The following is a 21934-nucleotide window of genomic DNA, read 5'->3' on the forward strand; positions in this document are numbered from 1 at the left end:
CGTTCGCATTCACTACTTTTCATCATAGGTTTGCAACGGATTATCTAATTCACTCGTAATCTGTAGTATCGACTAGAAATTTACATGAAGCAACATATACTTTTTTGGGCGTGTCTCACCGGCCTCGTGCTTTCGGCAGGTGCTCCGCTCCGGGCTCAGTCGGATGCCCGGACCCGGAGCCGGCTTGAAACGGGCCGAACGGGGTCAAGTCCTAAGCTTACCCCCCGGACGGAAAGCTCGGCATTTGCCCGCAAGTTTCCGTTTCTGGCTCAACCCAACAGCACAGGGCTGGATCGGGTAGTGCCTTCGAGCAAGACATCCGTTATCAATTCGTATTATCGTTCGCTGCTGATTGCGCCCGCTACAACATCGGTTACCAAACCGGCCACCCGTTCGGCACTGGCTGAAAGCACGGCTGCTGCTCCAACTGAAGCCAAAGCCCCAACCGAAGAAAGCCTGCGCCTGGAGCGTACGTCAGACGATCGGCTGTTTGCCAATGACCGGATTTCGGTTTCGAACGTGTATCCGAACCCCGCTTCGGATTATGCCGACATTGACTACCAGATTATTGCGCCCGTTGGCGAAGCAAAAATCACCGTTCTTGATTTGCTGGGTTCACCCATTTCGGAGTACACCCTCGACTCAGGCGACCGGAAAGTACGTATAGCCACACGCGAAATGCCAACCGGGATGTACTTCTACCGGCTGTCGCTGGATGGCAAAAAGGTAGCAACTAAAAAATTACTGGTACAGCATCGCTAACCTTGTGGTTTGAATTCAGACCCGGCAGGTAGCCAATCAGGATTCGGACTTAAGCTTTTTTAACGGCCGTAACGGCTTGTCTGCCCTATCAGCAGACACTTTTCAAACCACTCTATCGTTACTGAGGAGTGGTTTTATTATCTTTGCGTCCCTATGCAACAACGTCAGATAGTTAGAGTGTTTTGGAGTGTGCTGTTCGTGGCGCTGCTCGGTTCGTGCAGCCCTTTCTCGAAGTTGCAGAAAAACGGCACGCAGGAAGAGAAGTACAAAGGGGCTTTGGAGTATTACAAGAAAGAAGATTGGTACCGGGCCGGGATGTTGTTCGAAGAGTTGATTCCGGTGCTTAAAGGCAGTAACGAGTCTGAAATGGCGCAGTTCTATTACGCCTACACGCAATATCATCAGCAGTTATATTCGGTCAGTGCGCAACTGTTCAAGCGTTTCTACGAGACGTTTGCGCGCAGTGAAAAAGCGCAGGAGGCTCAGTACATGTACGCCCTCTCGCAATACAAAGACACGCCTAAATTCAACCTCGATCAGTCGAACACGGTAGCGGCTATGTCGGCTCTTCAGGATTTTATCAACTCCTACCCGGAGAGCGAATTCCGCGAGGGTTGTACCAAAATGATTCTGGAGCTTCGGCAACGGCTGGAACAGAAAGCATACGAAAAAGCTAAACTGTACCACAAAACAAGTGGATTCAATATCGCTTCGTTGAAGTCGGCGGTGGTGAGTATCGACAATTTCCAGAAAGAGTTTCCTGACTCCGAATACAACGAAGAGTTAGCGTATCTGAAAGTCGATTCGCAGTACAACTACGCCGTTAATAGTCTGGAAACGAAGCAAAAGGAACGTTTTCAGGACGCCGTCACGTTTTATCAGGCGATGGTCGACAAGTATCCGTCGAGCAAGTATCTGAAGCAGGCGGAGAAAATGTACGAAAGCAGCGTGAAAGAGGTGGAACGCCTGGCAAAACTGGAAAAAGAAAAAGAACAGCAGAAGCAGAACGACGCCAACCGACCGGCAAAAGTGACTGCTGCAAGCAACTAAAATAGAGTTTACAGTTTTCGGTTTAGGGTTTAGCGTTCTGATTGAGCGCGTGTAAATGCCTGAGCTGAGAACTTTACCAAGGAAGAATATGGCAACGAATCCCTCATTGATCACCCGCGACACCGACAAGATTGCGGCTCCTACTGGCAACCTGTACGAATCTGTTTCGATTATTTCGCGACGCGCCCGGCAGATTGCCGCCAAAAACAAAGAAGAACTGAGCAACAAGCTGTCGGAGTTTGTTTCGGCGGTTGATAACCTCGAAGAGGTATTTGAAAACCGGGAGCAGATCGAAATTTCGAAGTTTTACGAGCGTATGCCCAAGCCAACCTCAGTCGCTACCGACGAGTTTCTGGAAGGCAAAATCTATTCGCGTTACAACGAAGAAGACGCAGCGCAGTAATCAAATTTTAGCACATAGAGCAGATGGATGGGTGGCGGTTTGAGTCGTTGCTCATCCATTTTTTTTGACCATGCTACACGCCAAACGCATTCTTCTGGGTATAACGGGCAGCATTGCCGCCTACAAAGCCGCCCTGCTGGTCAGGTTGCTTGTAAAAGCGGGCGCTGAGGTGCAGGTCGTCATGACCGAAGCGGCCGGCGAGTTCATCACACCGCTCACCCTAAGCACCCTGTCGAAACGGCCGGTGCTCTCGTCGTTTGTGGGTAACCCTGCCGAAGGTACCTGGAACAATCACGTGGAGCTGGGGCTTTGGGCCGACGCCCTGGTGATTGCCCCGGCTTCGGCACACACCCTTGCCCGCTGCGCGTTTGGCCTCTGCAACGACCTGCTTTCGGCGGTGTATCTGTCGGCTAAGTGTCCGGTATTTTTCGCGCCGGCTATGGATCTCGACATGTACCGGCACCCAAGTACGCTGCACAATATCGAACGGCTTGCTTCATACGGAAACCACATTATCCGGGCCGAACACGGCGAACTGGCAAGCGGGCTGGTTGGCGAAGGTCGGCTGGCCGAGCCCGAAACCATTGTCGAGCAACTAACTCATTTCTTCAGCCAGCGTGGGGCGCTGGTTGGTCGACGCGTGCTGATAACGGCCGGCCCCACACAGGAGCCGATTGACCCGGTGCGGTACATCAGCAACCATTCGACCGGAAAAATGGGCTATGCCATTGCGCGGGCCTTTGCAATGGCTGGCGCCGAGGTTACGCTGGTGAGCGGCCCCACGGCCCTCCCCCTGCCCCACCCCGCCGTGCGCCGGGTATCGGTACGGTCGGCTGCGGAGATGTTTAGCGCTACCGAAGCCCACTTTGAACAGGCTGACCTTCTGATTCTGAACGCGGCCGTTGCCGACTACACCCCGGCCCACCCGGCCCACCAGAAAATAAAGAAAAAGGAAGCCGAATTTTCGCTCGAACTGACCAAAACCGTCGATATTGCGGCTACGCTCGGCACCCGAAAACGGCCGGGGCAGCTGATGATGGGCTTTGCGCTCGAAACCGAAAATGAACACGAGAATGCCCTGGGCAAGCTTCAGCGCAAGAACCTGGACTGGATCGTGCTCAACTCACTACGCGATGCGGGCGCTGGCTTCGGACACGATACGAACAAAATAACCGTTATGGACAGAGGGGGCAACGTGCGGGTATTCGACCTTAAAACCAAAGAGGAAGTAGCCGAAGATTTGCTTACCTTAGTAAAAGAAAAATTAGCCAATCCATGATTCGGTCCGTGACCAAATTACTTTGTTTGCTGAGTGGTATTCTCCTGACCGTGTCGGTACAGGCTCAGGAACTAAATTGCCAGGTAAATCTGAATTACGACCAGCTGTTTTCGCAACAGAAAACGGATTTTTCGTATTTCAATCAGCTGAAAGGCGTGATTACGGAGTTGCTGAACACCCGACGCTGGACCAACGATCAGTTTCAGCCATCGGAGCGTATCAACTGCATTCTGAATATTAACCTGCTCAAATCGACGCAACAGGGTGTTTTTGAGGGTAATGCCCAACTGATTCTGAAACGGCCTGTGTACGGTACAAACCTCGAATCGACGGTGATTAGCTACGTTGACCGGAATTTTAACATCGTGTATCTGCCCACGACGCCGGTCTTCTTCCGCGACAACGCCTACACCGACGAGCTGACTTCAATCCTCGGCTTTTACGCGAATATTTTTCTGGCCCTTGATTACGATACATTCAGTCGGCAGGGAGGAACACCGCACATGCAGCGAGCCTTCAACATCATGAACTTAGCCCAGACGGCCAACGGCGCGGGCTGGCTGGTGGGTGGCGACAAACGCAACCGGTATTACCTGATCGAAAACCTACAGGCTCCGCAGTTCGGTCCGTTCCGCGACGGCCTGTACACGTATCACCGGCTGGCGCTCGATACCTTTACGACCAACCCCATCCAATCGCGCAAAGCCCTACTGGACTTGCTGACCACCATGCGTCGTATTCAAACCCAGGTATCCCTTTCCGTGTTAATGAATTCCTTCATGGACGCTAAGTCTGAGGAGTTTATCAATGTGTTGTACGAGGGGTCACTGGCCGAGCGCAAACGCGGTTTTGATCTGCTCACCCAGCTTGACCCCGGCAAAACCGAAGCGTACCGGAAGCTTTTATGGCAATAACCCCGCCCAATTTACGGGTTTAATCGGCGAGCTAATTACCCCAACGAAAGGCCTGCTCAGGAAACTTGCCCCCGGCCGAGCGTGTTAGTTTATTAAGGAGCCTGTACTATGCTGTCCCACTTATTGATCAAAAATTACGCCCTGATTGACCAACTCGAACTGTCGCCCGATGTTGAACTGAACATCGTTACGGGCGAAACGGGAGCCGGTAAGTCGATTATGCTGGGAGCACTGGGCTTATTGCTGGGCAACCGGGCCGACACGCGTGTGCTGTACCATCTGGATCAGAAATGCGTGATAGAGGGCACGTTCGACGTTTCGGGGTATTTTATCGAACAGCTTTTTGAGGAAGAGGAACTCGATTACTCCACCTCGTGCGTGGTACGTCGGGAAATAAGCCCGAGCGGTAAAAGCCGCGCCTTTGTTAACGACACACCGGTCAATCTGGAAACCCTTCGGCGGGTAACGAGTCAGTTGATGGATATTCACTCCCAGCACGATTCGGTGCAACTGGGCTCCAACGAATACCAGCTACAGATCGTCGATACGTACGCCCAGGACGAACCCCTACTGCGTACATATAACCTCCATTATCAAGACTACCGCACCAAGCGCAACACCCTCGAAAAGCTCCGGGCCGATGCCTCGGCGATGCGGAAAGAGTTTGATTATAATAATTTCCTCTACCGCGAACTGGCCAAGGCACAACTCCAGCCCGACGAACAGGAAAACCTGGAGGGCGAACTGAACGTTCTGGAAAACGCCGAGGAAATCCGCGAAAAACTCCAGCTGGCTTACGAATACCTCGACAATCCCGAGCAGTCGGTCGTGTCGCTTTTGAAGGGTGCCGTGGGTACGTTGGCGTCGGTGAGTAAGCTTTCGGGGCAATACGCTACGCTACAGGAGCGAGCGCAAAGTGCCCTGATTGAACTCCGCGACCTGGCCGACGAAATCAGCACAGAACAGGATTCGATTGATACCGACGAGAGCCGGGCCGAGACTGTTCGGGAGCGGCTCAACACGATTTACCAGTTGCAGAAAAAGCACTCGGCCGATTCGGTGGAGGAGCTGCTGGCCATTCAGACCGACTTGCAGCAGAAAGTAAGTAAAGTCGAAAACCTTGACGAAGAGATTATAGCCGCCGAACACGCAGCCGCCGAAGCGCGGGCTCGACTGATGCAGAGTGCCGATGTGCTGTCGCAGGCCCGCCGGGCGGTACTGCCCGAGATCGAGCGCGAAATCAGTGGATTGCTCCATGATTTGGGCATGCCCAATGCCTCGATTCGGATCGAGGCCGAGTCGGGTAAGCCGTCGCCAACGGGTATCGACACCGTTACGTTTTTGTTCAGTGCTAACAAGGGTATAAAACCCCAACAGCTTAAAAATGTGGCCTCGGGCGGTGAGTTTTCGCGACTGATGATGGCCATCAAGTATATCCTGGCCAGCAAACGCTCACTCCCGACTATTATTTTCGACGAGATCGACACGGGGGTTTCAGGCGAAATTGCGATTCGGATGGGCAACATGATGAAAGACATGGCTCATAGTCATCAGATTATTGCCATCACACACCTGCCCCAGATTGCGGCTCAGGGCTCGCGCCATTATTTTGTGTACAAAGATCATTCAGCCGACAAAACCGTAAGCCGAATCCGGCAGCTTTCGCTCGACGAACGGGTGATGGAGATTGCCCAGATGATTGGTGGCAAAAACCCATCGGCCAACACGGTAAAAAATGCCCGTGAAATTTTGAAACAAGGCAAGGCCACGGCGGTTGCTAAATAAAAGTACCCGTCGGGCGGTGTGCCCGCACCTATTTGAGTTACCCACTTCACTATGAAATACACCTTTGTTATAGCCGGGCTGTTGCTCGGAACAATGGCCTGCCAGAACGATCAGAGCGAAGCCATCAAAGCCGCTGAATCGGAGGTTTTCAAGCTACACGACGAAGTCATGCCTCTCACGATGAACGAAATTCCGAAGTTACAGAAGGCCCTTCGCAGTCGAATTTCGACCCTCGATAGCCTCACCAACCGGCAACCGAGCGAGCAGGTGCGCAACGATGAAACTAAAGAAGAAATAAGCCGGATCAACCGTAGTCTGAGCCAGGCCAACGAAAGTATGGACGTTTGGATGAGCCAATACAACGGGGATACATTGACCAAAATTTCGGGCGATGAAGCCCTACGCTACCTCGCCGACCAGAAAGAAAAAATCACGGATGTCAACAAGCAAGTCAACGAAAGCATCAAGCAGGCTCGTCAGTACCTGGGTGCGCAATAGCCTGGGGCTGGTTATGGCCGGCTTGTTTTTGGCGGCCTGCGGCTCGTCGGGTGATACCCTGCCGGTACTTGGCCAGAAAGAAGCCGTTACCCGCACCGTAGACGGCAAAACCGTGACCGATTCAGTTGATCATACGATTCCTGATTTCCGGTTTGTGAGCCAGTATGGAGATACTGTTACGGCCGGCACACTAGCGGGTAAGGTGTACGTGGCCGATTTCTTTTTCACGACCTGCCCCACCATTTGCCCCAAAATGAAAACCCAGATGAAACGCGTGTACGACCGTTTCAAGGGGAATTCGAACGTCATGATTTTGTCGCACACCATTGACCCCACGCGTGACTCCGTTGCCGTACTGCGCGATTTTGCGCAGAGTCTGGGTGTCAACGACCGCCAATGGTTATTTGTAACGGGCGACAAAGACCAGATTTACAACATTGGCCAGAACGCCTATATGGTGAGTGCCGCCGAAGACGCTACGGCCCCCGGCGGGGTGGTGCATAGCGGTGCCTTTATTCTGGTCGATACCCAAAAACGGGTACGCGGTATTTACGACGGCACCACGCCCGAAGGTGTCGACAAGCTTATGGCCGACATTGACAAGTTACTCGCCGAACCAAACGAATGATGAAACGATTGAGTTGGGCCGCTCTGGCGGCCCTCTTTATTGGTAGCTCTGCCTGCCAAAGTGAGGAAGAAATCAAACGCCAGAAATACATTACCGAGGGCATCCTGCTCTACCAAACGAACTGCGCCAACTGCCACCAGAAAGACGGTAAGGGACTCGAAGCTCTTTACCCGCCCATAACCGGATCAGAGTACCTGAGCAAGCCTGACAGTATTATCCATATCATCCGGCATGGTCAGCAGGGGCCTATTGTGGTCAACGGGAAACGGTACAACCGGCCCATGCCTCCACAAACCCATTTGAGTAACCTCGAAATTGCCGAAATTGTAAGCTACATTAACGCCGAGTGGGGTCAAAAAGACCTCTTTATCGACGTTAAACATGTAGATCGGGTGTTGGGCAAACAGTAACGGAATGGGCTACGGTTGCGTGTTTTCGAGCACAAAGTCTTCAAATACAGACGACTCTCCAGCCGAACCCATTGCCAGAACCCCTACCCGAACGGCCCGGTCCCAGGGCGGCAAAAACGCTCCGTTGATGGGGTCTTTGGTTACGGTCTGGAACGTCTTACCATCAGTAGCGTAGCCAAACGAAAACCGGTTACCCTGCTGTGCCCGCAGTTGTAGTGTCAGTTTACGAGATTCGCCCACGGGTTGAGTCGCTACCACCGTTTTTTTGCCCCGTTCCAGTCGCCAAACGGTCAGTGCCGAGCCCTCAAGCGAGATACCCAGTGCGTTGTCGTCGTCGCCGATGGCCGCCAGCCCCGGTTGCCCGGCCGAGCGTTTGCGGTCAATGGTTGTGGTGACCGTATAGTTACCGGTGATGGTGCGCTGTGCTACAGCACTCCCCAGTTTAGAAGGCTGAGCATGCAGGGTAAGTGCCCCTTTCCGAACGCCAAAATCGGGCTGTTTAAACACGGACCATTGCCACAGATGGGATAACGTTTTACCCGCAAACGAATCGTTCAGGCGTGGAGAAACAGGCTTCACGCTGGCTAAGGCCGGGGTATTGGGTAAAAACGTAAGCCAGCCGTCGGCCGTAAACGAAAACTCTTTCAGAAGTGCCTGCCGACCGGTGTACACATTCGTTTGCTTGTCATAGGCGTGGTACAGAAAGAAATACCGACCGTCTTTCTCTACAACGGTACCATGCCCGGGGCAGCGCCAGTTACCCTCGTCGGCCAGAATCGGGTTCTGGCCGAACTTTTCCCAGGGGCCGAGCAGGTTTTTGGCCCGGGCCACGCCCGTTGCGTAGGTACACCCCGTTCCACAGCAACCAGCCCCGGCATAGATCGCGTAGAAATAGTCGCCGTGCCGAATCATCGATACTCCCTCAACCAAATTGCCTTCCCAAGCGTCTGTATTGCGGAATAACTCTTTTTTCTCGCCCGTCAGCGCTGTGCGCTCCTCATTCATAGGTTGCGCCCAGATGGGGGTCGGCTGCTTCACGCTGTTACCATCTTCTTTCCAGATCAGGTACAGTTTACCCGTTTCGTCGCGCATCGGAAAGCCATCAATAGACCCGTCGGATTGCCCCACGAGCGGGCCATGATCCCGGTACGGGCCTTCAGGTCGGTCGGCACTGGCAACGGCCACACAGAGGTTGCCACCCTTTTTGTGGGCCGTGTAGTAGACATATACTTTGCCATTTTCGGCTGTGATTTCGGGAGCCCAGAAGTAATAATCGGCCCAGTCGGGGACTTTATTGAAGATATTGCCGACGGTTTGCCAGTTAACCAGATCGGTGGACTTGAGCAACGGATAAGCCGGAAACCAGTTCGACGTAGTGGCCGATGCCCAGTAGGTATCGCCTATTTTGGTCACCGAAGGGTCGGGATAATCGCCGGGGATGACAGCCGGTTGGGCCAGCACAGCGCCGTAAGTGGACAGAGCAAATAAGCCCGGCACCAGTTTTTGCAAGAATTTCATACGTCTTCGTTAGGTTGTTCTGGAACACACGGCTTAGAAGCCCCCGCCCCCTTCGACGTTGAACACGCCGGTCACTTTGCGAATCGAATACTGCGAAAAATCCTGGTTCGCATCCAGACCCAGACCGCGCAGGCTTTCGCCCGTCAGCTTGCTTTGCACGAGCACCGGTTTTTCGGTAAATACCTTCTTTGTTTGCGGATTCCAGTTCAGTTCGTTGGTAGTCAGCTTTTCCTGTTTCTGCTTGTTAATCACCACCACATTGCCCATAACCGTATATAGGTTTTTGGCTTTATCATACCGGCCCGAGTCGGAGCGTAAGGTTGTTACTTCCTCTCCATTGGGGCCAAAAAACAGGATATTGACCGTTTGAGGGTACTTGCGGTCGTCGTTTTGATACCGATACTGTTTGGCCGTCGTCATCCGAACGCGCAACACAGCGGCCTCACTGTACAGCATTTTCACGTTGTTGATCTCTTCAATGGGTCCCTGATAGGCATTGGTTTTCCGGGTTGTTTTTGGCTCTTCGCAGCCCCAGAGGCCAACCATCAGCAAGAGGCCACACCACAGCAATCGAGTTATCATTAACGTAGTTTTTCGTTTTCAATAGTGGACATTCAAAAACGGGTACTCACGCAGCCAGTAGTCGATGCAAATCAGCTACCAACTGCTTTGGCCCATCGGGCGTTAACACAATCCGGCGATCGTCGGCCGTACGCACCAGCACGTAGTTTGAGCGACGGGTGGCATACCAGGTCATTTGCCCGATGGAGGCATTCACAAACCGACCGTAATACCCGAACAGCCCCCCTACAGCAAACGCGCGTAAACTCGTTTTCATTTGCTCAGGGGCAATTTCCTGTACCTCCCGGATCGTGTTAAGGTCAAACGAAACAGCCCCAAACAACCGGGCCACCGTGAGTGTCTCGGGCGTCAGTATGTATTTTTGGGGTTGGTAGCCGTAGCAAATGACCATTACAATAGCCAGCACCACACCCGGCTTAAACGCCCCAAAGGCCAACAGGGAAACCGTCAGGGCGAGCACGAGTCCTGTAATCACCTTAGCCGAATTATCCAACGAGACCGAATACTGCTTCATACGCCTAACATCGTGACCCTACCGATAAAAAAAGGCGTGTGGCTCATAGACTATGCACCACACGCTTTTGTATTGATTGTTTGAACGCTTAGTCGAGCACCGGCTTACGGAACCACCAGTCGTTTAGCGAGAGCCCAAGGGCAAACCGCACGTACCGCTCCCGAATCTGCGAGCCGACCAGGGCACCCCGTTGGCCACCCTGCACGCTCAGATTCACATAATTGACAAAGTACGAGCCCATCGGCAAGGATAGACCAACGCTACCGTTTACATCTTTTACCCGCTGTCCATCCACCAAATAGGGTGTCTGATTAATCTGAAAACCAGCCCGGTAGGTTACCAGATCCCAGTACTTGGTTGAGTTGGCTTTGGGCATGTATTCCAGACCAACCCCGATCGTCATGGCATCGAGCAGGTTACCCGACCGACCATTCACGGCCTGAAACTGTGACCATTTCTGGAAGCCTACATCCAGGCCCACCATCAGTTTATTGATCTGCTCAATGCTGATGCCGAAGTGAGCCTGTTGCGGCAACCGAATCGACGAGGCCACGTTGGCCCGCAGCGTATCTTCGTCGGAGAGGCTGGTGCCACCACCACCGGTACCCGTACCCAGCGAAACCTGCTGATACACATCGGTTTCGGTAGCGCCAACCCGAGTAGCCGGGTCGATCGTTGCACCGAGGTTCAGCGACCATTTTTCGCTCAGCTTGGGTCGCCAGCCAGCACCAAGTCGCCACACAAAATCATTGTAAAGTACCCGGTTTGAGCGCGACACCACAATATCCTGTGGTTGTGGATTAAGCTGCTGCGATGTCGGGGCCACATCGTTGATTAGCACCCGGGCATCGGAGTTATTGGTAATATTACCGAACAGGAAGCCCGCTTCGGCACCCACATAAATATTTTTACCCAGCCGGAAACCCGTGGTGTAGGCCGCCTTATTGATGGCTCCACGGCCCGAGTAAGTGTATTCGGCTTCGTAAATGGTGTTGGCGTTGTTGCGCAGTACCCGGCCGTAGCTTTTGGTCGAATAGTCGACGTAGGTGTAAGGCCGCAGGCTGAGCATCATGGTCCAGCGGGATGAGGCCGGAAACGCCAACGCTACATAGTTGAGGTTAGCTCCAAAATCACGCTGACTTTGTGTTTGCCCGGCGCGTATTTGGCTGATTTGTGGTTTGTACTGACCGATCAGACCTACTTCAAAAGCCGTAAAACGACCCCGGCGAGCCAACAGCGCGGGGTTTTGCATATTCAGGTAAAACGGACTGGCATTGCTGACGCCGATGCCTCCCATGCCCAGATTAGCCGCATTCGTTGGGTTGTAGGACTCCCCAACCCCAAGGGCTGAGTACGGAGAGTTGCCTAAACCTTGTGCTCGGGTCAGAGCAGGGGCAGTGAGTGAGAGAACGAGAGCAAAAACTTGGACACGTCTACGGATTAGCCGGTAATTTCTTGACATTATAGTGTAAAATACGATTCAGTCCCCACAGTACCAACGGCGGCACTGCAAATATCGGGGGTTTCAGACGACTTTCAAACAACGGGCCGTCGCCCCCGCACACAAGCACACGCCCGGATGGGTATTCAAGCCGGTATTCGGCCACAATTCCGTCCAGTTCAAGCCGCATTCCGTTCAGGGCTCCGCTCAACATGGCCTCGCGGGTATTGCGGGCATCGAGCCGCGGCCAGGCGGGCGGGTTGGCCCGGTCAATTTCCAGCAACGGCAGCCGGGCCGTAAACTGATGCATGGCTTGCAGGCGCATACGCAGCCCCGGCGAAATCAGCCCGCCCTGAAACACCCCTGTTCGGTCGAGCCGGTCGGCGGTGATGCAGGTGCCCAAATCCAGAATAAGGCAATCCTCATTGGGAAACAGGTGCATAGCTCCCACCGCAGCCGCTACCCGGTCGGCACCTAGGGTGTGGGGCGTATCGTACGCTTTTTGAATCGGAACGGGGGTTTGCCCGTTCAGAAACACCCACTGCTCCACCCGGTCAGCTCCTAACAACGGGGGTAACGTTTCGGCGGGGTGGCTCGTCGACGATACAATCCCCGCATCGGCGGGCTGGTGAGCCAATGCCTGGGCCAGCTCGTCGACCGACGTAAGCTGCGCCGTGCGAACCAGCTGCCCCTCGCTGAACCACCCTACTTTAAGCCGTGTGTTCCCCCAATCAATGGCAACATTCATGAACGTAACGGTAAATGTGGGCGCAAAAATGGATATAAGCGGGGGAATTAACGAAATTTAAGAAAAGGATGAGAGCCCGGATGGCTCGTGCCGGGGGTAGTTTTTAGAAAAAAAGGCGGGGTATGGCGCACCTAACACCATACCCCGCCAGAACCTGTTTACCCGCACTATTTATCTTATCCGATCACTGACAGCTTTTCCAGAGGATTGGCACGGGCGGGTAGGTGCTGGTTCGGCCCTCCAACGTACCATTCAGGTTTCTTTCGGCCCTGTATTCCGTACGCGTGAATGAAATCGGTTTCCCGTCGGTGTCATAACTGTAGTCTACTGTGTACCCCTGCTCTGCGTAATAATTGACACTTGGTATTGTATATTTTTTTAAATACCTCGTCACGGGTGCCCCGAAGTAAAATTTATCCTGATGAATAAGCGGAGTTTCCAGTGACTCTATGTCTGTAACACGACCTAAATCCTCCAGAAACCGATAGCCTTTCAGAAACCCTAACCCACCACTTTCCTGGTTCTGAGCGTTCAATTCCGTACCAAATTGCTTTTGGCTGGTGTCGTAAACCAGCGTGACACTGGTCATGCCGTCGCCAGGGTCATCGTAATCACAGATGACCTGCCCCGCTGCTTCGTTGTAGGTATATCGTTTTTCCAGCCAACCCCCATAACCATAAACGATCCGTGCGGTTTGTAGATACCCGTTTGGGTAGTAACTAAGGGTAATGGCAATGCTTGACAAATCGGCCGGATTGGCTTCCGCAAGGGTATGATTCTGAATGTGGGTGATCTGCCCACTGTCAGACAGTTTGTAGCGCAGTACGCTCAACCCTTGATAAAGTGTATAGTAGTACTGGTCAATCTGGTTCGTACCATACACGAAGGTTTGACTATTCGTCGGATACAAAACACGAGGTAACGACCCATCCCCCAGATTATACAAATCGGCACCGATCACCTTGCCCTGCGCATTATAATTAAATACCGTTTCTTTGATTCCGGAGTCGGTCTGAAACGTTTTGATCGTTTTGATTCGATTATCTGTATCTGTTACAACCTGACGGTGGCTTCTGGGCGCGTAATCAATATTACCAGGACCAATTTGATCAATGCAGTTTTGGACCAGGCGGCAAAAGTCTACATTGACGGGTGTTTGCCCCAGCGGTATCGAGTCGATTTGCATAGCCAGTTTACCTTCAATCACCAGGGGACTCCAGGCAAACTCGGCTTCCAGCTCGGGCTTTAAGCCAATGGCACTACTCACGATGAGGCCGGTATTGTCGTAATTACAGGCCCCTTGCAGTGCCGCATACCCCTCGGCCCCAACTTCTACCTTCCAGTTGTCCTGCTCATAAAATTTAACCCCCACTTTGGGTTTCAGGCCAATCTGGGCTTTACCTTTCACCGCAAGGGCAAGGGGTTTGTCGGGGTGTTGCAGGGGGGCAGGCAGCTCAATGTCGCTCCACCCCTGCCCTGCCCGCCACACTTTGCCGATACCGACGCGCTGCGTGGTATTGAGCAGTTCGCTATCGAACCCGATTTCGGCTTCCAGTTCGCTGGTCAGGTCGAGGCCACCAACTGGTCTGAAGACAATAGGCACCGGCACACCACCAATCAGGACAAACCGGATGTAAGGTGCTTTGCGCTCCCATTTATCAATGGGGATCGCTTCTTTGTACGTGATCTTACCCTCGGCTTTGAGTCGCAATCGCAGGTTATTTTCCACCTGAGCCATGCACCGAAACTCACTCAGGTTACTGTTGGCCACTTTCAGCCCAAAATCCATGGTTACCCGTAGCGAGTCGGTCGCCGTACCCACCACGCTGATTTCGACATCGCGCTCGCGTTCGGTCCCCTCGTCGGTCTCCACTTTTTGTTTCCCTTTTAACTGACCTGTAAACTGTGTCTGCATCGTTTTTTTCAGCACGGCCTGCCACGAAATGTCAGCTTCTTTGGTAATGTCCGACAGGTCGCCGGGCTCGAAGGTAATTTCGGTTTCAATATCACCGTTTGTGGTCGATAGGCTTCGCGTACCCGTAACCTGCCCAATAAAACCGAATGGTGTTCCGGTGGTCTGTGCAAACACGGCCCACTCCCCCTCAAAAAGCCCCGACTTGGCGGCCAACCGCCCTCCTGCGCTCATGCTGCCAATGTTTCGGAAGGCCGGCACGCCCCGAAACCGGATGGTCGTTGGTGTACGGGCGATAATCTGCCCGTTGTTGGCCGGGTCGAAGCCAAACACATTCGGTTTCAACACGAGGGTTCCCTGCACCTGCGTGGAGCCTTCATCGTCGCCCAAGAGCCTCAGCCGACTACCCGCCCCCAGGGTCAGGGTTCCATTTTGCTGGAGATTCTGGCACACGGCAGTCCGGCTGTCGGCAACGGTGACGATGTGGTCGGCCGAAATGGTGACGTCATCGGCCCCGCCCGGCACACGCCCGCACGACCAGGTGTCTGGGTCATGCCAGTTTCCCGAACGCACCGACACCATGTCGTCACAGGTGGTCACACACAACGACACCACCCGGAAAGGCACACCCACGGGATCAGCAAGCGCTGAAAGCGTGGCCACCACCCGGAGCCGGTACCCATTGGCCCGCAGCACCGCGCGCGGAATGATAGCCCTGACCACGCCCGAACCGGTAGCTGCTACCGTGCCAATCACCAACGGGGCACTCCAGCTGCCGAGCGAGTCGGAGAGTTGAACCTCGAACCGATTTCCCGATGGGTGGGTGGCCGATACTGAATACGGCACTACAAACTCCTCTTGCCGACACCATTCGGCGGGAATCTGACCGATAACCGGCGGGGGCAACGCCGGTAATACTACCGAAACGGCTACCCGCTGCTCACTGGGAGACGGGCAGGCCGACGAGGTGCAGGTAACTGAGTACGTGGTGCTCACCGTAGGCGTTGCCACCAGTACAGGATTTGTGCTACTGGTTGACCAGCGCACCGTACCCGACGAACACCCGGTGGCCGACAGGGTCAGGCTGGAACCTAAGCTTACCGTAACCTGCGTTGGATTGGTTTGTTGCTGCCCCTGCTGCCCGGTCACAACCATCGACACGGCCGTGCAGGGCGTCGAGCCGCTTTCGCAGGAGCCTGTCAGGGTCATGCCATTAGTCCAGCCGGTACAGGGTGGGTTTGTCGCGGTGACAGCCGTACTCGAATGGGTGGTGGTTGGTATGGCGCAATACACACATTGACCGCTGCCGGTGGCCTGTAGTACCCAGCCACTCCCATTCCAGAAGATAGCCGCCGACCCTGAACACCCCTGGCAACCATTGGCGGTAAATCCTGACGATTTACGATACCGGTTTTTACCGTTTTGTTGCCCATCGAACTGGTACGTTCCATTAAGCGAATACGTGTTATAGGCGGCATTGCCAGCCCCCGAAACAGTCACAGTCTGGGCATTGGCGTAATGGCACGCCAAAGAGCAGACAATCAAAAAAAGTCTGAACAGCATTGCATTCCGGGTTTTGCGTAGTGTTTATTGGTAGCTCATGGAGCTCTGAAAAGCAGAGAGTTAGTTCACATCGCCTTCGGGGCAGATTGTGGCATGGAGAGGTATGCGTTGCCTTTCGAAGGCAATGAAGGTCTCTTTTATTGTGGTCTGGCGTAAACGTTCAACTACTCCACCAGCCCAAAAAGCACCTTTCCCATCCTACTAAATGAAAAGGACCCATTATAAATCCCGACGGAGTAAACACGAGCGTTATCTTCCGATTCTCTAGTGAGCTCGATCCGTTTAATCTCTGTCCAGATACCGTTATTGCTTCTAAACATATACGTAGTTCCCATGTCACCTGTAGGCCCATTCAAGTTCCCAGCACCCACCACAGCAGTATTCTCGAATATGGCCACACTCGAACCAAAATAGTGTTTATCACTCCCATTGCTGGCAAGGAGCTTGGCTTGTTGGGTCCAGGTACTGCCCGAACGCACAAAGACATACGCCGACCCCTGATCAACATTGGCTCCCATATCATCCCCATAAGCACCGATAATCGCGTAGTCGCCCGAAATGGCCAGACTAGCGCCAAAATAATCTTCTGACGCGCCATCGCTGGCGGTGAGTTTTGCCTGTTGCGTCCAGGCAGTCCCCGAACGCACAAACACATAGACGGACCCCTGATCGGTGTTGGACCCAACGTCATCGTTACCTGAGCCTACAAGCAGGTAATTACCCGAAATGGCGACCGTCCGCCCAAAATAATCCTTAGTATCACCATCATCAGCTATAAGTTTAGCCTCCTGCGTCCATGTACTACCCGAACGTACAAATACATAAGCCGAACCCTGTTCGACCTTTAACGCACTCATATCATCACCATCGGCCCCTATAAAGGCATAGTCGCCCGAAAGGGCTACCCCACTGCCGAAGCTATCATACGGAGCGCCATCATTAGCAAGGAGTTTAGCCTGCTGTGTCCAGGTACTACCCGAACGCACAAACACATAGGCGGCCCCTATATCATACATGGCAAAAGCATTACCTTCACCATCGCCATCGCCACTTGCCCCTATGAGTACATAATCACCCGAAATGGCTACGCTTCCTCCAAAAAAATCCCCAGCATTACCGTCTCTGGCGATCAGTCTAGCCTGTTGCGTCCAGATATTACCCGACCGTACAAACACGTATGCGGCCCCCTGATTATCGCCGTATGGATGATCGTTTGGCGCTCCCACAATCGCATAATCACCCGACATAGCTACACTATAACCAAACCACGCGCCTTGGGGGCCTTCGCGGCTCAGGAGCATAGCGTTCAGGCTGGTGGTAACCAACGGCATCCAGAGCGTCCCATCATACAAAACGAGGGTCGATAGATCCGTGTCATAAACCAGTGCCCCCACCTGTGGACTTGCAATAGCCTGCCGTTGAGCTGATGTAAGCCGGGGCAAATACAGGGCTTTGTTATTCTCAGGACTTCTTAAATCCAGTATTGCCTCTTCATAAGGCATACGACCTATCCCAATTTGGGCGCGGGCAGGGCCGCTGGTAAATAGCCCCGCCACTAGGGCAACTGCCCAAAAATAGTTAACCAATTGCATAGATTTTTAATGAGTTTTAGGCCGGAACAGTGCTTGGTATGGCTCACTCCACTACTCCAAAGGCAACTTTGCCACGGCTCGTTTGAAAATTATGACCTCCTATGATCAACGTCCCGTTGGAAAGATGGACGGATATGCCATTGTTGGTGTTTGCGGGGGCATTGTCCGTTATTTTACGATATGGGGTCCAGGTACTACCGATGCGTTTGAATAGATAAGCTGACCCTTGGCTGGTATTCCCATTCACATCATCGCCACTCGCTCCCACAATAACATAATCGCCCGAAATAGACACGCTCCGTCCAAACGAGTCGTTACTAAGGCCATCATCGGCAACAAGCTTGGCCTGTTGAAGCCAGGTAGTGCCCGACCAGCCAAATACATAGGCTGCCCCCTGATTGATATTACTGCCAATATCATCGCCTGTTGCACCCACAATCGCATTCTCACCATAGACCGCAACACTGGCCCCGAAATGGTCATTCGCAAGGCCATCGTTCGCCACCAGTTTAGTCTTCTGTGACCAGGATGTGCCTACCCGCAAATACCCATAGGCTGAACCCTGACCGGCATTACTACCGACATCATCATCATCTGCACCTACCAGTGCAAGATCGCCCTGAATAGAGACACTGCCCCCAAAATGGTCATTGGCAGCGCCATCGTTGGCAAGGAGTTTTGTTTGCTGAGCCCAGGTAGTTCCCGAACGCAGAAACACATAAGCAGATCCCTGATCGGCGTTGGTTCCCACGTCATCGCCATAAGCCCCCACCAGCGCAGATTGACCTGAAAGAGAGACACTCTCCCCAAAATAATCGGATGAGCCACCATCGCTTGCAACGATTTTGGCCTGCTGTGACCAGATACCGACTGAACGCGCAAACACATAGACGGAGCCCTGATCGGCGTTGGACCCAACATCATCGCCATAGGCACCGACAATTGCATAGTCGCCCCAAATCGCAACACTACACCCAAAGTAGTCTAAGGCAGCTCCATCGCTGGCGGTGAGTTTAGCCTGCTGTGTCCAGACAGTCCCCGACCGCACAAACACATAGGCAGACCCCTGACTCGTATTATTGCCGATGTCGTCTCCGTACGCGCCTGCAATCGCATAGTCGCCCGAAATGGCCACACTCCAGCCAAAATAATCGCCTGACGCGCCATCACTGGCCGTACGGCTGTAAAACAGGCTGTATAAATTGGTGGTAACCAGTGGCATCCAATTATTCCCATCAAACAACACTAACGTGGATAGGTCGGTATCGAAAACCAGAGCTCCCACCTGCGGCATATACAAATTCTGCCGTTGGATCGTGGTGAGCCGGGGTGGATAAAAAGCTCTATTAGTGCCTTTTAAGTCGAGCACTGCTGAGGAGTGGGGCGTCCCCCCTATGCCAATCTGGGCGTAGGCCAGCGGACTGACGACGAGCAGCGCAATAATCAGGGCCAGCGTGGTATAAAGTTTACAGAATTGCATACGGTTTAAGAAGTTGGTGAGTTGGCAGCATTCAAAGCGGTATGTCTGACTGGCAATTGGGCAGGTGATAAGGACCGACCCAGCAACAAGTGCCGGACGTGCAACTGCCGACGTCGGGTTACAGCCAGCTCCTGTCCATCGCTGAGAATAATCGTTAGCCGGGCAGGCCGCCCCGGATCATTCCTGATTTCGGCGATATGTACCGGGTTGACGATTGCATCCCGACGTACCCGCACAAACCCGTGTAGCAGCTCTTCGTACCGTTTTAGGGTATAAGCACTGACAATCAAGCGCCCCCGTTGCTGATGAATCCGGGTGTAGTTAATGTCGCCTTCGAGCCAGATAATGTTGTTGAGGGTAATCTGCTGTCGATCGCAGCAAATAAACAGAGGATTCATACCGTACAGAGTGGATAAGGTGTGTATTCGTTAGACTGACGCTACCGAATCACTGCTGACCGGAATGCCGCCAGGTGAAGGGTTTCGGTTTCATCCTATGGTCAGCAATCGCTCAATCAATCAGGCAGGTTGAATGCTTTTTTAACGGCCTGATAATTAGTGTAGTCCAGATTGGCGAAACGGCCGTTTTTAAGCGTAGCCGCCGGAACCACAATTACCTTTAACGAAAAATCATACAGGTTGGGAGTCCGGTTGCCCGCTTCATTAAATCGCTCCAACGATACCCGTCCAGTGCCGTAGGTGAAGCTGTAGAAATCTCGCTGACTTGTCGGTATCCAGGCATAATCAAGAAAAGAAGGAACCGCAATCCAGCTGCTGGAGTTAGGCAGGTTACTCACGGTTACATAGCCCTGTACCAATGCATTGGCCAGTGACACATCAGCCGGTAGCCTATATATGCTCTCAAAAGGGTTGCTACGATCGCTTGCTTTAAGCCAGGTGATCTGCGTAACGTTGGCCGAGCCCACCTCACCTTTTGGCCCCTGCGCACCCGCAGCACCCGTATCGCCTTTGGGGCCAGCCGGCCCCTGCGGTCCGGGGTCGCCCGCAGGCCCTTTGCACTGAGTCAATAGCAAACTGGTAACCAACAAAAGGGTCCCAAAAAAGCGAGTGTTACGATGTAGTTTCATGGCATTGAATTAGTTTAAGGTGTTGTGTTAGTAACAGGCAGGGCCGTGCTTACCCGACTTGGCCGGTATATAAGAGCGGCTACCCACCAGAATGTTCTGTTTTTCGTCGAAGGCAAGCGGCAGGTAGGTAGGCTCACCATTATCAGGCGTCAGCACGAGCGATACACCACCCCCGTTTTCCTGCACATTCCAGGTACCGGCTTCGGTGGCCGGGCCAGTTGCGTCGAAGCTGGCTTCGGCGTAAAACGTGTACGTACCTTGCGGACACAGGTCCATTTTCTGCGACCGGCTAAACCCACCCGAGTAGGAGTTGTAGGTGTGGAAATAGTTGAGCCGCGTGCCCGACAGGGTAGTTCGCCACCCGCCCACGGCGTCCGAGTCGCCCCCACCGAATGAGGTCGAATCGTCGTCATTTCCCAGGTTTAAGTAAACCAGCAGGCCCAGGGCACCCCACAGCCAGGTCTTTCTCGATTTGAAGTCGATAGCCATACGAATCGTTGTTTTGGAAGTTGAGCTACTGCGCCCGGTAATAGATTTGCTTGCCGCCGTTGCGGTACAGAAGCATTTTCTGGCCGTCGGCGGCCATGCCGTATTCGGCATAGAGACGGTCGCCCCCACCGCCTACGTTGCGAATCCAGATCTGTTCGGTGCCTTTGGTGTACCAGCGAACTCCCTCCAGAATCTGCACGCCTTCGGAGTTACTGCTGACCGAACTGCCACCCAGACTGGCATTGCCCGAAGAGTCGCTGGAGCCGATGCGGCCATCGGGGTAGAAAATGAGTGTGGTTCGCACTGAACCATAAAATTCACCACTGCCGTAGTGGCGGGTATGTGCCCACACTCCCACCAGTCGGCTGTTTCGGGGGAGTCCGTCGGGGCCTCCGCCTGCCGATGTGCCACCGGGCCTGTCCGACGATCCCGCAGCGGCTGCTTTGCTTACTTTGGTGAATACCCCGCCCATGGCTGGTATATTCAACAGGCCAATTCCAACGATCAGTTTGCCATTCTGGAGCATGGCTTCAAGCTGATACGCCGTCTGATTGGCCGGATACGTAGCGGTACCTACCAACAGGTTATTTTGCATACCCGCGCTAACGGTGTAGGTTTCGCGGGCTCCGTTCAACTGGAGCACCAGCTCGCCCGCGTAGGCCGTGCCAGCCTGCCGGATTGCGAGCGTCGAAAGTACCTGAACCGACTCATTCTGGGGCGAGGTCATAGTCCCCTGCCAGGTCCCGACAACCGACTGGGCCTGAATTAGATCTGAGCTCATCAGGAAAAGGATTAGCGCGAAACAGATGATCCTCATGGCCTTACAGAGCTACCTGACGAATCGCCTGCTGACGTTCGCGGTTCAGAAAGTACAGCAAACCAAGTCCCAACCCCAGCCGAAGGACCGTATCGGCCAGGAACAACCCACTCATGGGCGGATGCAACACAAAGACATCGTATAGCCCTTTGAGTACTCCCCCAAACACCACAAAAGCCGTGGTAAGCAGGGCATTGCGCAAGCCCGCCGAATTCGGCACGTGTCGGTTCAATAGAGACAAAATACCCAATCCGATATTCGTCAGGCCCAGATACTGCATAACCGAGATATGCGCCTGATCAGGGTTAGAAACGCCGTAGCTTTTGAGCGACTCTCCAGCCAAAAACAACATCGACAAGCCCAGAAAACACGAATACAGGCCAGCAATGAGTAAAAACAAGGAACGAGACATAAGACATGGGATTTTAGATGAGTGCTCTTCCTCTGTCAGAGCAATACCAG

At 53.5% G+C, this 21934-nt stretch carries 22 protein-coding genes; 9 read left to right on the forward strand and 13 right to left on the reverse strand.

The window, feature by feature from the left end:
* Positions 1–84 precede the first annotated feature (84 nt).
* The 9 genes from RUDLU_RS0103875 to RUDLU_RS0103915 all read left to right on the forward strand — a co-directional run bounded on the left by RUDLU_RS0103875 (position 85) and on the right by RUDLU_RS0103915 (position 7729).
* Positions 85–762 carry a T9SS type A sorting domain-containing protein gene (locus RUDLU_RS0103875; RefSeq protein WP_019987038.1) on the forward strand — a complete coding sequence of 226 codons (678 nt, stop codon included), beginning with the start codon at positions 85–87 and terminating at the stop codon, positions 760–762.
* 153 nt (positions 763–915) lie between these two features.
* Positions 916–1812, forward strand: coding sequence for an outer membrane protein assembly factor BamD (locus RUDLU_RS0103880; RefSeq protein WP_027302737.1), 897 nt, complete (start codon positions 916–918; stop codon positions 1810–1812).
* Positions 1813–1900: 88 nt separating this feature from the next.
* Positions 1901–2215 carry a DNA-directed RNA polymerase subunit omega gene (locus RUDLU_RS0103885; RefSeq protein WP_027302738.1) on the forward strand — a complete coding sequence of 105 codons (315 nt, stop codon included), beginning with the start codon at positions 1901–1903 and terminating at the stop codon, positions 2213–2215.
* A 70-nt stretch (positions 2216–2285) separates the two neighbouring features.
* On the forward strand, positions 2286–3494 hold the full coding sequence (gene coaBC / locus RUDLU_RS0103890; RefSeq protein ID WP_019987041.1) for a bifunctional phosphopantothenoylcysteine decarboxylase/phosphopantothenate--cysteine ligase CoaBC: 1209 nt from the start codon (positions 2286–2288) through the stop codon (positions 3492–3494).
* Positions 3491–4408: a type IX secretion system protein PorD gene (gene porD / locus RUDLU_RS0103895; RefSeq protein ID WP_019987042.1), complete on the forward strand. Its 918-nt coding sequence runs from the start codon at positions 3491–3493 to the stop codon at positions 4406–4408. The genes coaBC and porD overlap by 4 nt, the downstream gene beginning before the upstream one ends.
* 108 nt (positions 4409–4516) lie before the next feature.
* Complete coding sequence (gene recN / locus RUDLU_RS0103900) at positions 4517–6193, forward strand: DNA repair protein RecN (protein ID WP_027302739.1); 1677 nt, start codon at positions 4517–4519, stop codon at positions 6191–6193.
* 51 nt (positions 6194–6244) lie between these two features.
* Entirely contained in the window at positions 6245–6691 is a 447-nt protein-coding gene (locus RUDLU_RS0103905; RefSeq protein WP_019987044.1) for a hypothetical protein, read from the forward strand.
* A 13-nt stretch (positions 6692–6704) separates the two neighbouring features.
* On the forward strand, positions 6705–7319 hold the full coding sequence (locus tag RUDLU_RS0103910; protein WP_169578022.1) for an SCO family protein: 615 nt from the start codon (positions 6705–6707) through the stop codon (positions 7317–7319).
* Complete coding sequence (locus RUDLU_RS0103915) at positions 7316–7729, forward strand: c-type cytochrome (protein WP_019987046.1); 414 nt, start codon at positions 7316–7318, stop codon at positions 7727–7729. Before RUDLU_RS0103910 ends, RUDLU_RS0103915 begins: the two co-directional genes overlap by 4 nt.
* A gap of 9 nt (positions 7730–7738) precedes the next feature.
* Here RUDLU_RS0103915 and RUDLU_RS0103920 read toward each other — a convergent pair whose 3' ends face one another.
* The 13 genes from RUDLU_RS0103920 to RUDLU_RS0103980 form a co-directional block, all read right to left on the reverse strand.
* Positions 7739–9247: a family 43 glycosylhydrolase gene (locus tag RUDLU_RS0103920; RefSeq protein WP_019987047.1), complete on the reverse strand. Its 1509-nt coding sequence runs from the start codon at positions 9245–9247 to the stop codon at positions 7739–7741.
* 33 nt (positions 9248–9280) lie between these two features.
* On the reverse strand, positions 9281–9829 hold the full coding sequence (gene lptC / locus RUDLU_RS26895; RefSeq protein ID WP_052316738.1) for an LPS export ABC transporter periplasmic protein LptC: 549 nt from the start codon (positions 9827–9829) through the stop codon (positions 9281–9283).
* A 46-nt stretch (positions 9830–9875) separates the two neighbouring features.
* Complete coding sequence (locus RUDLU_RS0103930) at positions 9876–10343, reverse strand: PH domain-containing protein (protein WP_019987049.1); 468 nt, start codon at positions 10341–10343, stop codon at positions 9876–9878.
* Between the two features lie 88 nt (positions 10344–10431).
* On the reverse strand, positions 10432–11805 hold the full coding sequence (gene bamG / locus RUDLU_RS0103935) for a BamG family beta-barrel-assembly machinery protein (RefSeq protein ID WP_027302741.1): 1374 nt from the start codon (positions 11803–11805) through the stop codon (positions 10432–10434).
* Positions 11777–12532 carry a type III pantothenate kinase gene (locus RUDLU_RS0103940; RefSeq protein ID WP_019987051.1) on the reverse strand — a complete coding sequence of 252 codons (756 nt, stop codon included), beginning with the start codon at positions 12530–12532 and terminating at the stop codon, positions 11777–11779. The genes bamG and RUDLU_RS0103940 overlap by 29 nt, the downstream gene beginning before the upstream one ends.
* A gap of 184 nt (positions 12533–12716) precedes the next feature.
* The gene (locus RUDLU_RS0103945) at positions 12717–16007 is read right to left on the reverse strand and encodes a hypothetical protein (protein ID WP_019987052.1); all 3291 of its coding nucleotides are present in this window, start codon (positions 16005–16007) and stop codon (positions 12717–12719) included.
* Positions 16008–16171: 164 nt separating this feature from the next.
* Positions 16172–17449: an FG-GAP repeat protein gene (locus RUDLU_RS26900; protein WP_245581620.1), complete on the reverse strand. Its 1278-nt coding sequence runs from the start codon at positions 17447–17449 to the stop codon at positions 16172–16174.
* A 193-nt stretch (positions 17450–17642) separates the two neighbouring features.
* Positions 17643–19079, reverse strand: a complete 1437-nt coding sequence (locus tag RUDLU_RS26905) for an FG-GAP repeat protein (protein WP_019987054.1) — start codon at positions 19077–19079, stop codon at positions 17643–17645.
* Positions 19080–19084: 5 nt separating this feature from the next.
* Positions 19085–19477, reverse strand: coding sequence for a LytR/AlgR family response regulator transcription factor (locus tag RUDLU_RS0103960; protein WP_019987055.1), 393 nt, complete (start codon positions 19475–19477; stop codon positions 19085–19087).
* Between the two features lie 116 nt (positions 19478–19593).
* Positions 19594–20166, reverse strand: coding sequence for a collagen-like triple helix repeat-containing protein (locus tag RUDLU_RS30410; protein WP_019987056.1), 573 nt, complete (start codon positions 20164–20166; stop codon positions 19594–19596).
* Positions 20167–20193: 27 nt separating this feature from the next.
* Positions 20194–20655, reverse strand: coding sequence for a hypothetical protein (locus tag RUDLU_RS0103970; RefSeq protein WP_019987057.1), 462 nt, complete (start codon positions 20653–20655; stop codon positions 20194–20196).
* Between the two features lie 25 nt (positions 20656–20680).
* Positions 20681–21436 carry a hypothetical protein gene (locus tag RUDLU_RS0103975; protein WP_019987058.1) on the reverse strand — a complete coding sequence of 252 codons (756 nt, stop codon included), beginning with the start codon at positions 21434–21436 and terminating at the stop codon, positions 20681–20683.
* A 40-nt stretch (positions 21437–21476) separates the two neighbouring features.
* Complete coding sequence (locus RUDLU_RS0103980; protein WP_157580084.1) at positions 21477–21884, reverse strand: hypothetical protein; 408 nt, start codon at positions 21882–21884, stop codon at positions 21477–21479.
* Positions 21885–21934 lie beyond the last annotated feature (50 nt).

It is taken from the genome of Rudanella lutea DSM 19387 (assembly GCF_000383955.1).
Taxonomy (GTDB): Bacteria; Bacteroidota; Bacteroidia; order Cytophagales; family Spirosomataceae; genus Rudanella; species Rudanella lutea.

Coding starts and splice junctions, on each gene's coding strand:
- recN (WP_027302739.1), top strand. CDS start 4,517: ATGCTGTCCCACTTATTGATCAAAAATTACGCCCTGATTGACCAACTC.
- RUDLU_RS0103920 (WP_019987047.1), bottom strand. CDS start 9,247: ATGAAATTCTTGCAAAAACTGGTGCCGGGCTTATTTGCTCTGTCCACT.
- RUDLU_RS30410 (WP_019987056.1), bottom strand. CDS start 20,166: ATGAAACTACATCGTAACACTCGCTTTTTTGGGACCCTTTTGTTGGTT.
- RUDLU_RS0103905 (WP_019987044.1), top strand. CDS start 6,245: ATGAAATACACCTTTGTTATAGCCGGGCTGTTGCTCGGAACAATGGCC.
- RUDLU_RS0103975 (WP_019987058.1), bottom strand. CDS start 21,436: ATGAGCTCAGATCTAATTCAGGCCCAGTCGGTTGTCGGGACCTGGCAG.
- RUDLU_RS0103875 (WP_019987038.1), top strand. CDS start 85: ATGAAGCAACATATACTTTTTTGGGCGTGTCTCACCGGCCTCGTGCTT.
- lptC (WP_052316738.1), bottom strand. CDS start 9,829: ATGATAACTCGATTGCTGTGGTGTGGCCTCTTGCTGATGGTTGGCCTC.
- RUDLU_RS0103885 (WP_027302738.1), top strand. CDS start 1,901: ATGGCAACGAATCCCTCATTGATCACCCGCGACACCGACAAGATTGCG.
- RUDLU_RS0103940 (WP_019987051.1), bottom strand. CDS start 12,532: ATGAATGTTGCCATTGATTGGGGGAACACACGGCTTAAAGTAGGGTGG.
- RUDLU_RS26905 (WP_019987054.1), bottom strand. CDS start 19,079: ATGCAATTCTGTAAACTTTATACCACGCTGGCCCTGATTATTGCGCTG.
- RUDLU_RS0103980 (WP_157580084.1), bottom strand. CDS start 21,884: ATGTCTCGTTCCTTGTTTTTACTCATTGCTGGCCTGTATTCGTGTTTT.
- RUDLU_RS0103970 (WP_019987057.1), bottom strand. CDS start 20,655: ATGGCTATCGACTTCAAATCGAGAAAGACCTGGCTGTGGGGTGCCCTG.
- RUDLU_RS0103930 (WP_019987049.1), bottom strand. CDS start 10,343: ATGAAGCAGTATTCGGTCTCGTTGGATAATTCGGCTAAGGTGATTACA.
- RUDLU_RS0103910 (WP_169578022.1), top strand. CDS start 6,705: ATGGCCGGCTTGTTTTTGGCGGCCTGCGGCTCGTCGGGTGATACCCTG.
- coaBC (WP_019987041.1), top strand. CDS start 2,286: ATGCTACACGCCAAACGCATTCTTCTGGGTATAACGGGCAGCATTGCC.
- RUDLU_RS0103915 (WP_019987046.1), top strand. CDS start 7,316: ATGATGAAACGATTGAGTTGGGCCGCTCTGGCGGCCCTCTTTATTGGT.
- RUDLU_RS0103880 (WP_027302737.1), top strand. CDS start 916: ATGCAACAACGTCAGATAGTTAGAGTGTTTTGGAGTGTGCTGTTCGTG.
- bamG (WP_027302741.1), bottom strand. CDS start 11,805: ATGTCAAGAAATTACCGGCTAATCCGTAGACGTGTCCAAGTTTTTGCT.
- RUDLU_RS0103945 (WP_019987052.1), bottom strand. CDS start 16,007: ATGCTGTTCAGACTTTTTTTGATTGTCTGCTCTTTGGCGTGCCATTAC.
- RUDLU_RS0103960 (WP_019987055.1), bottom strand. CDS start 19,477: ATGAATCCTCTGTTTATTTGCTGCGATCGACAGCAGATTACCCTCAAC.
- porD (WP_019987042.1), top strand. CDS start 3,491: ATGATTCGGTCCGTGACCAAATTACTTTGTTTGCTGAGTGGTATTCTC.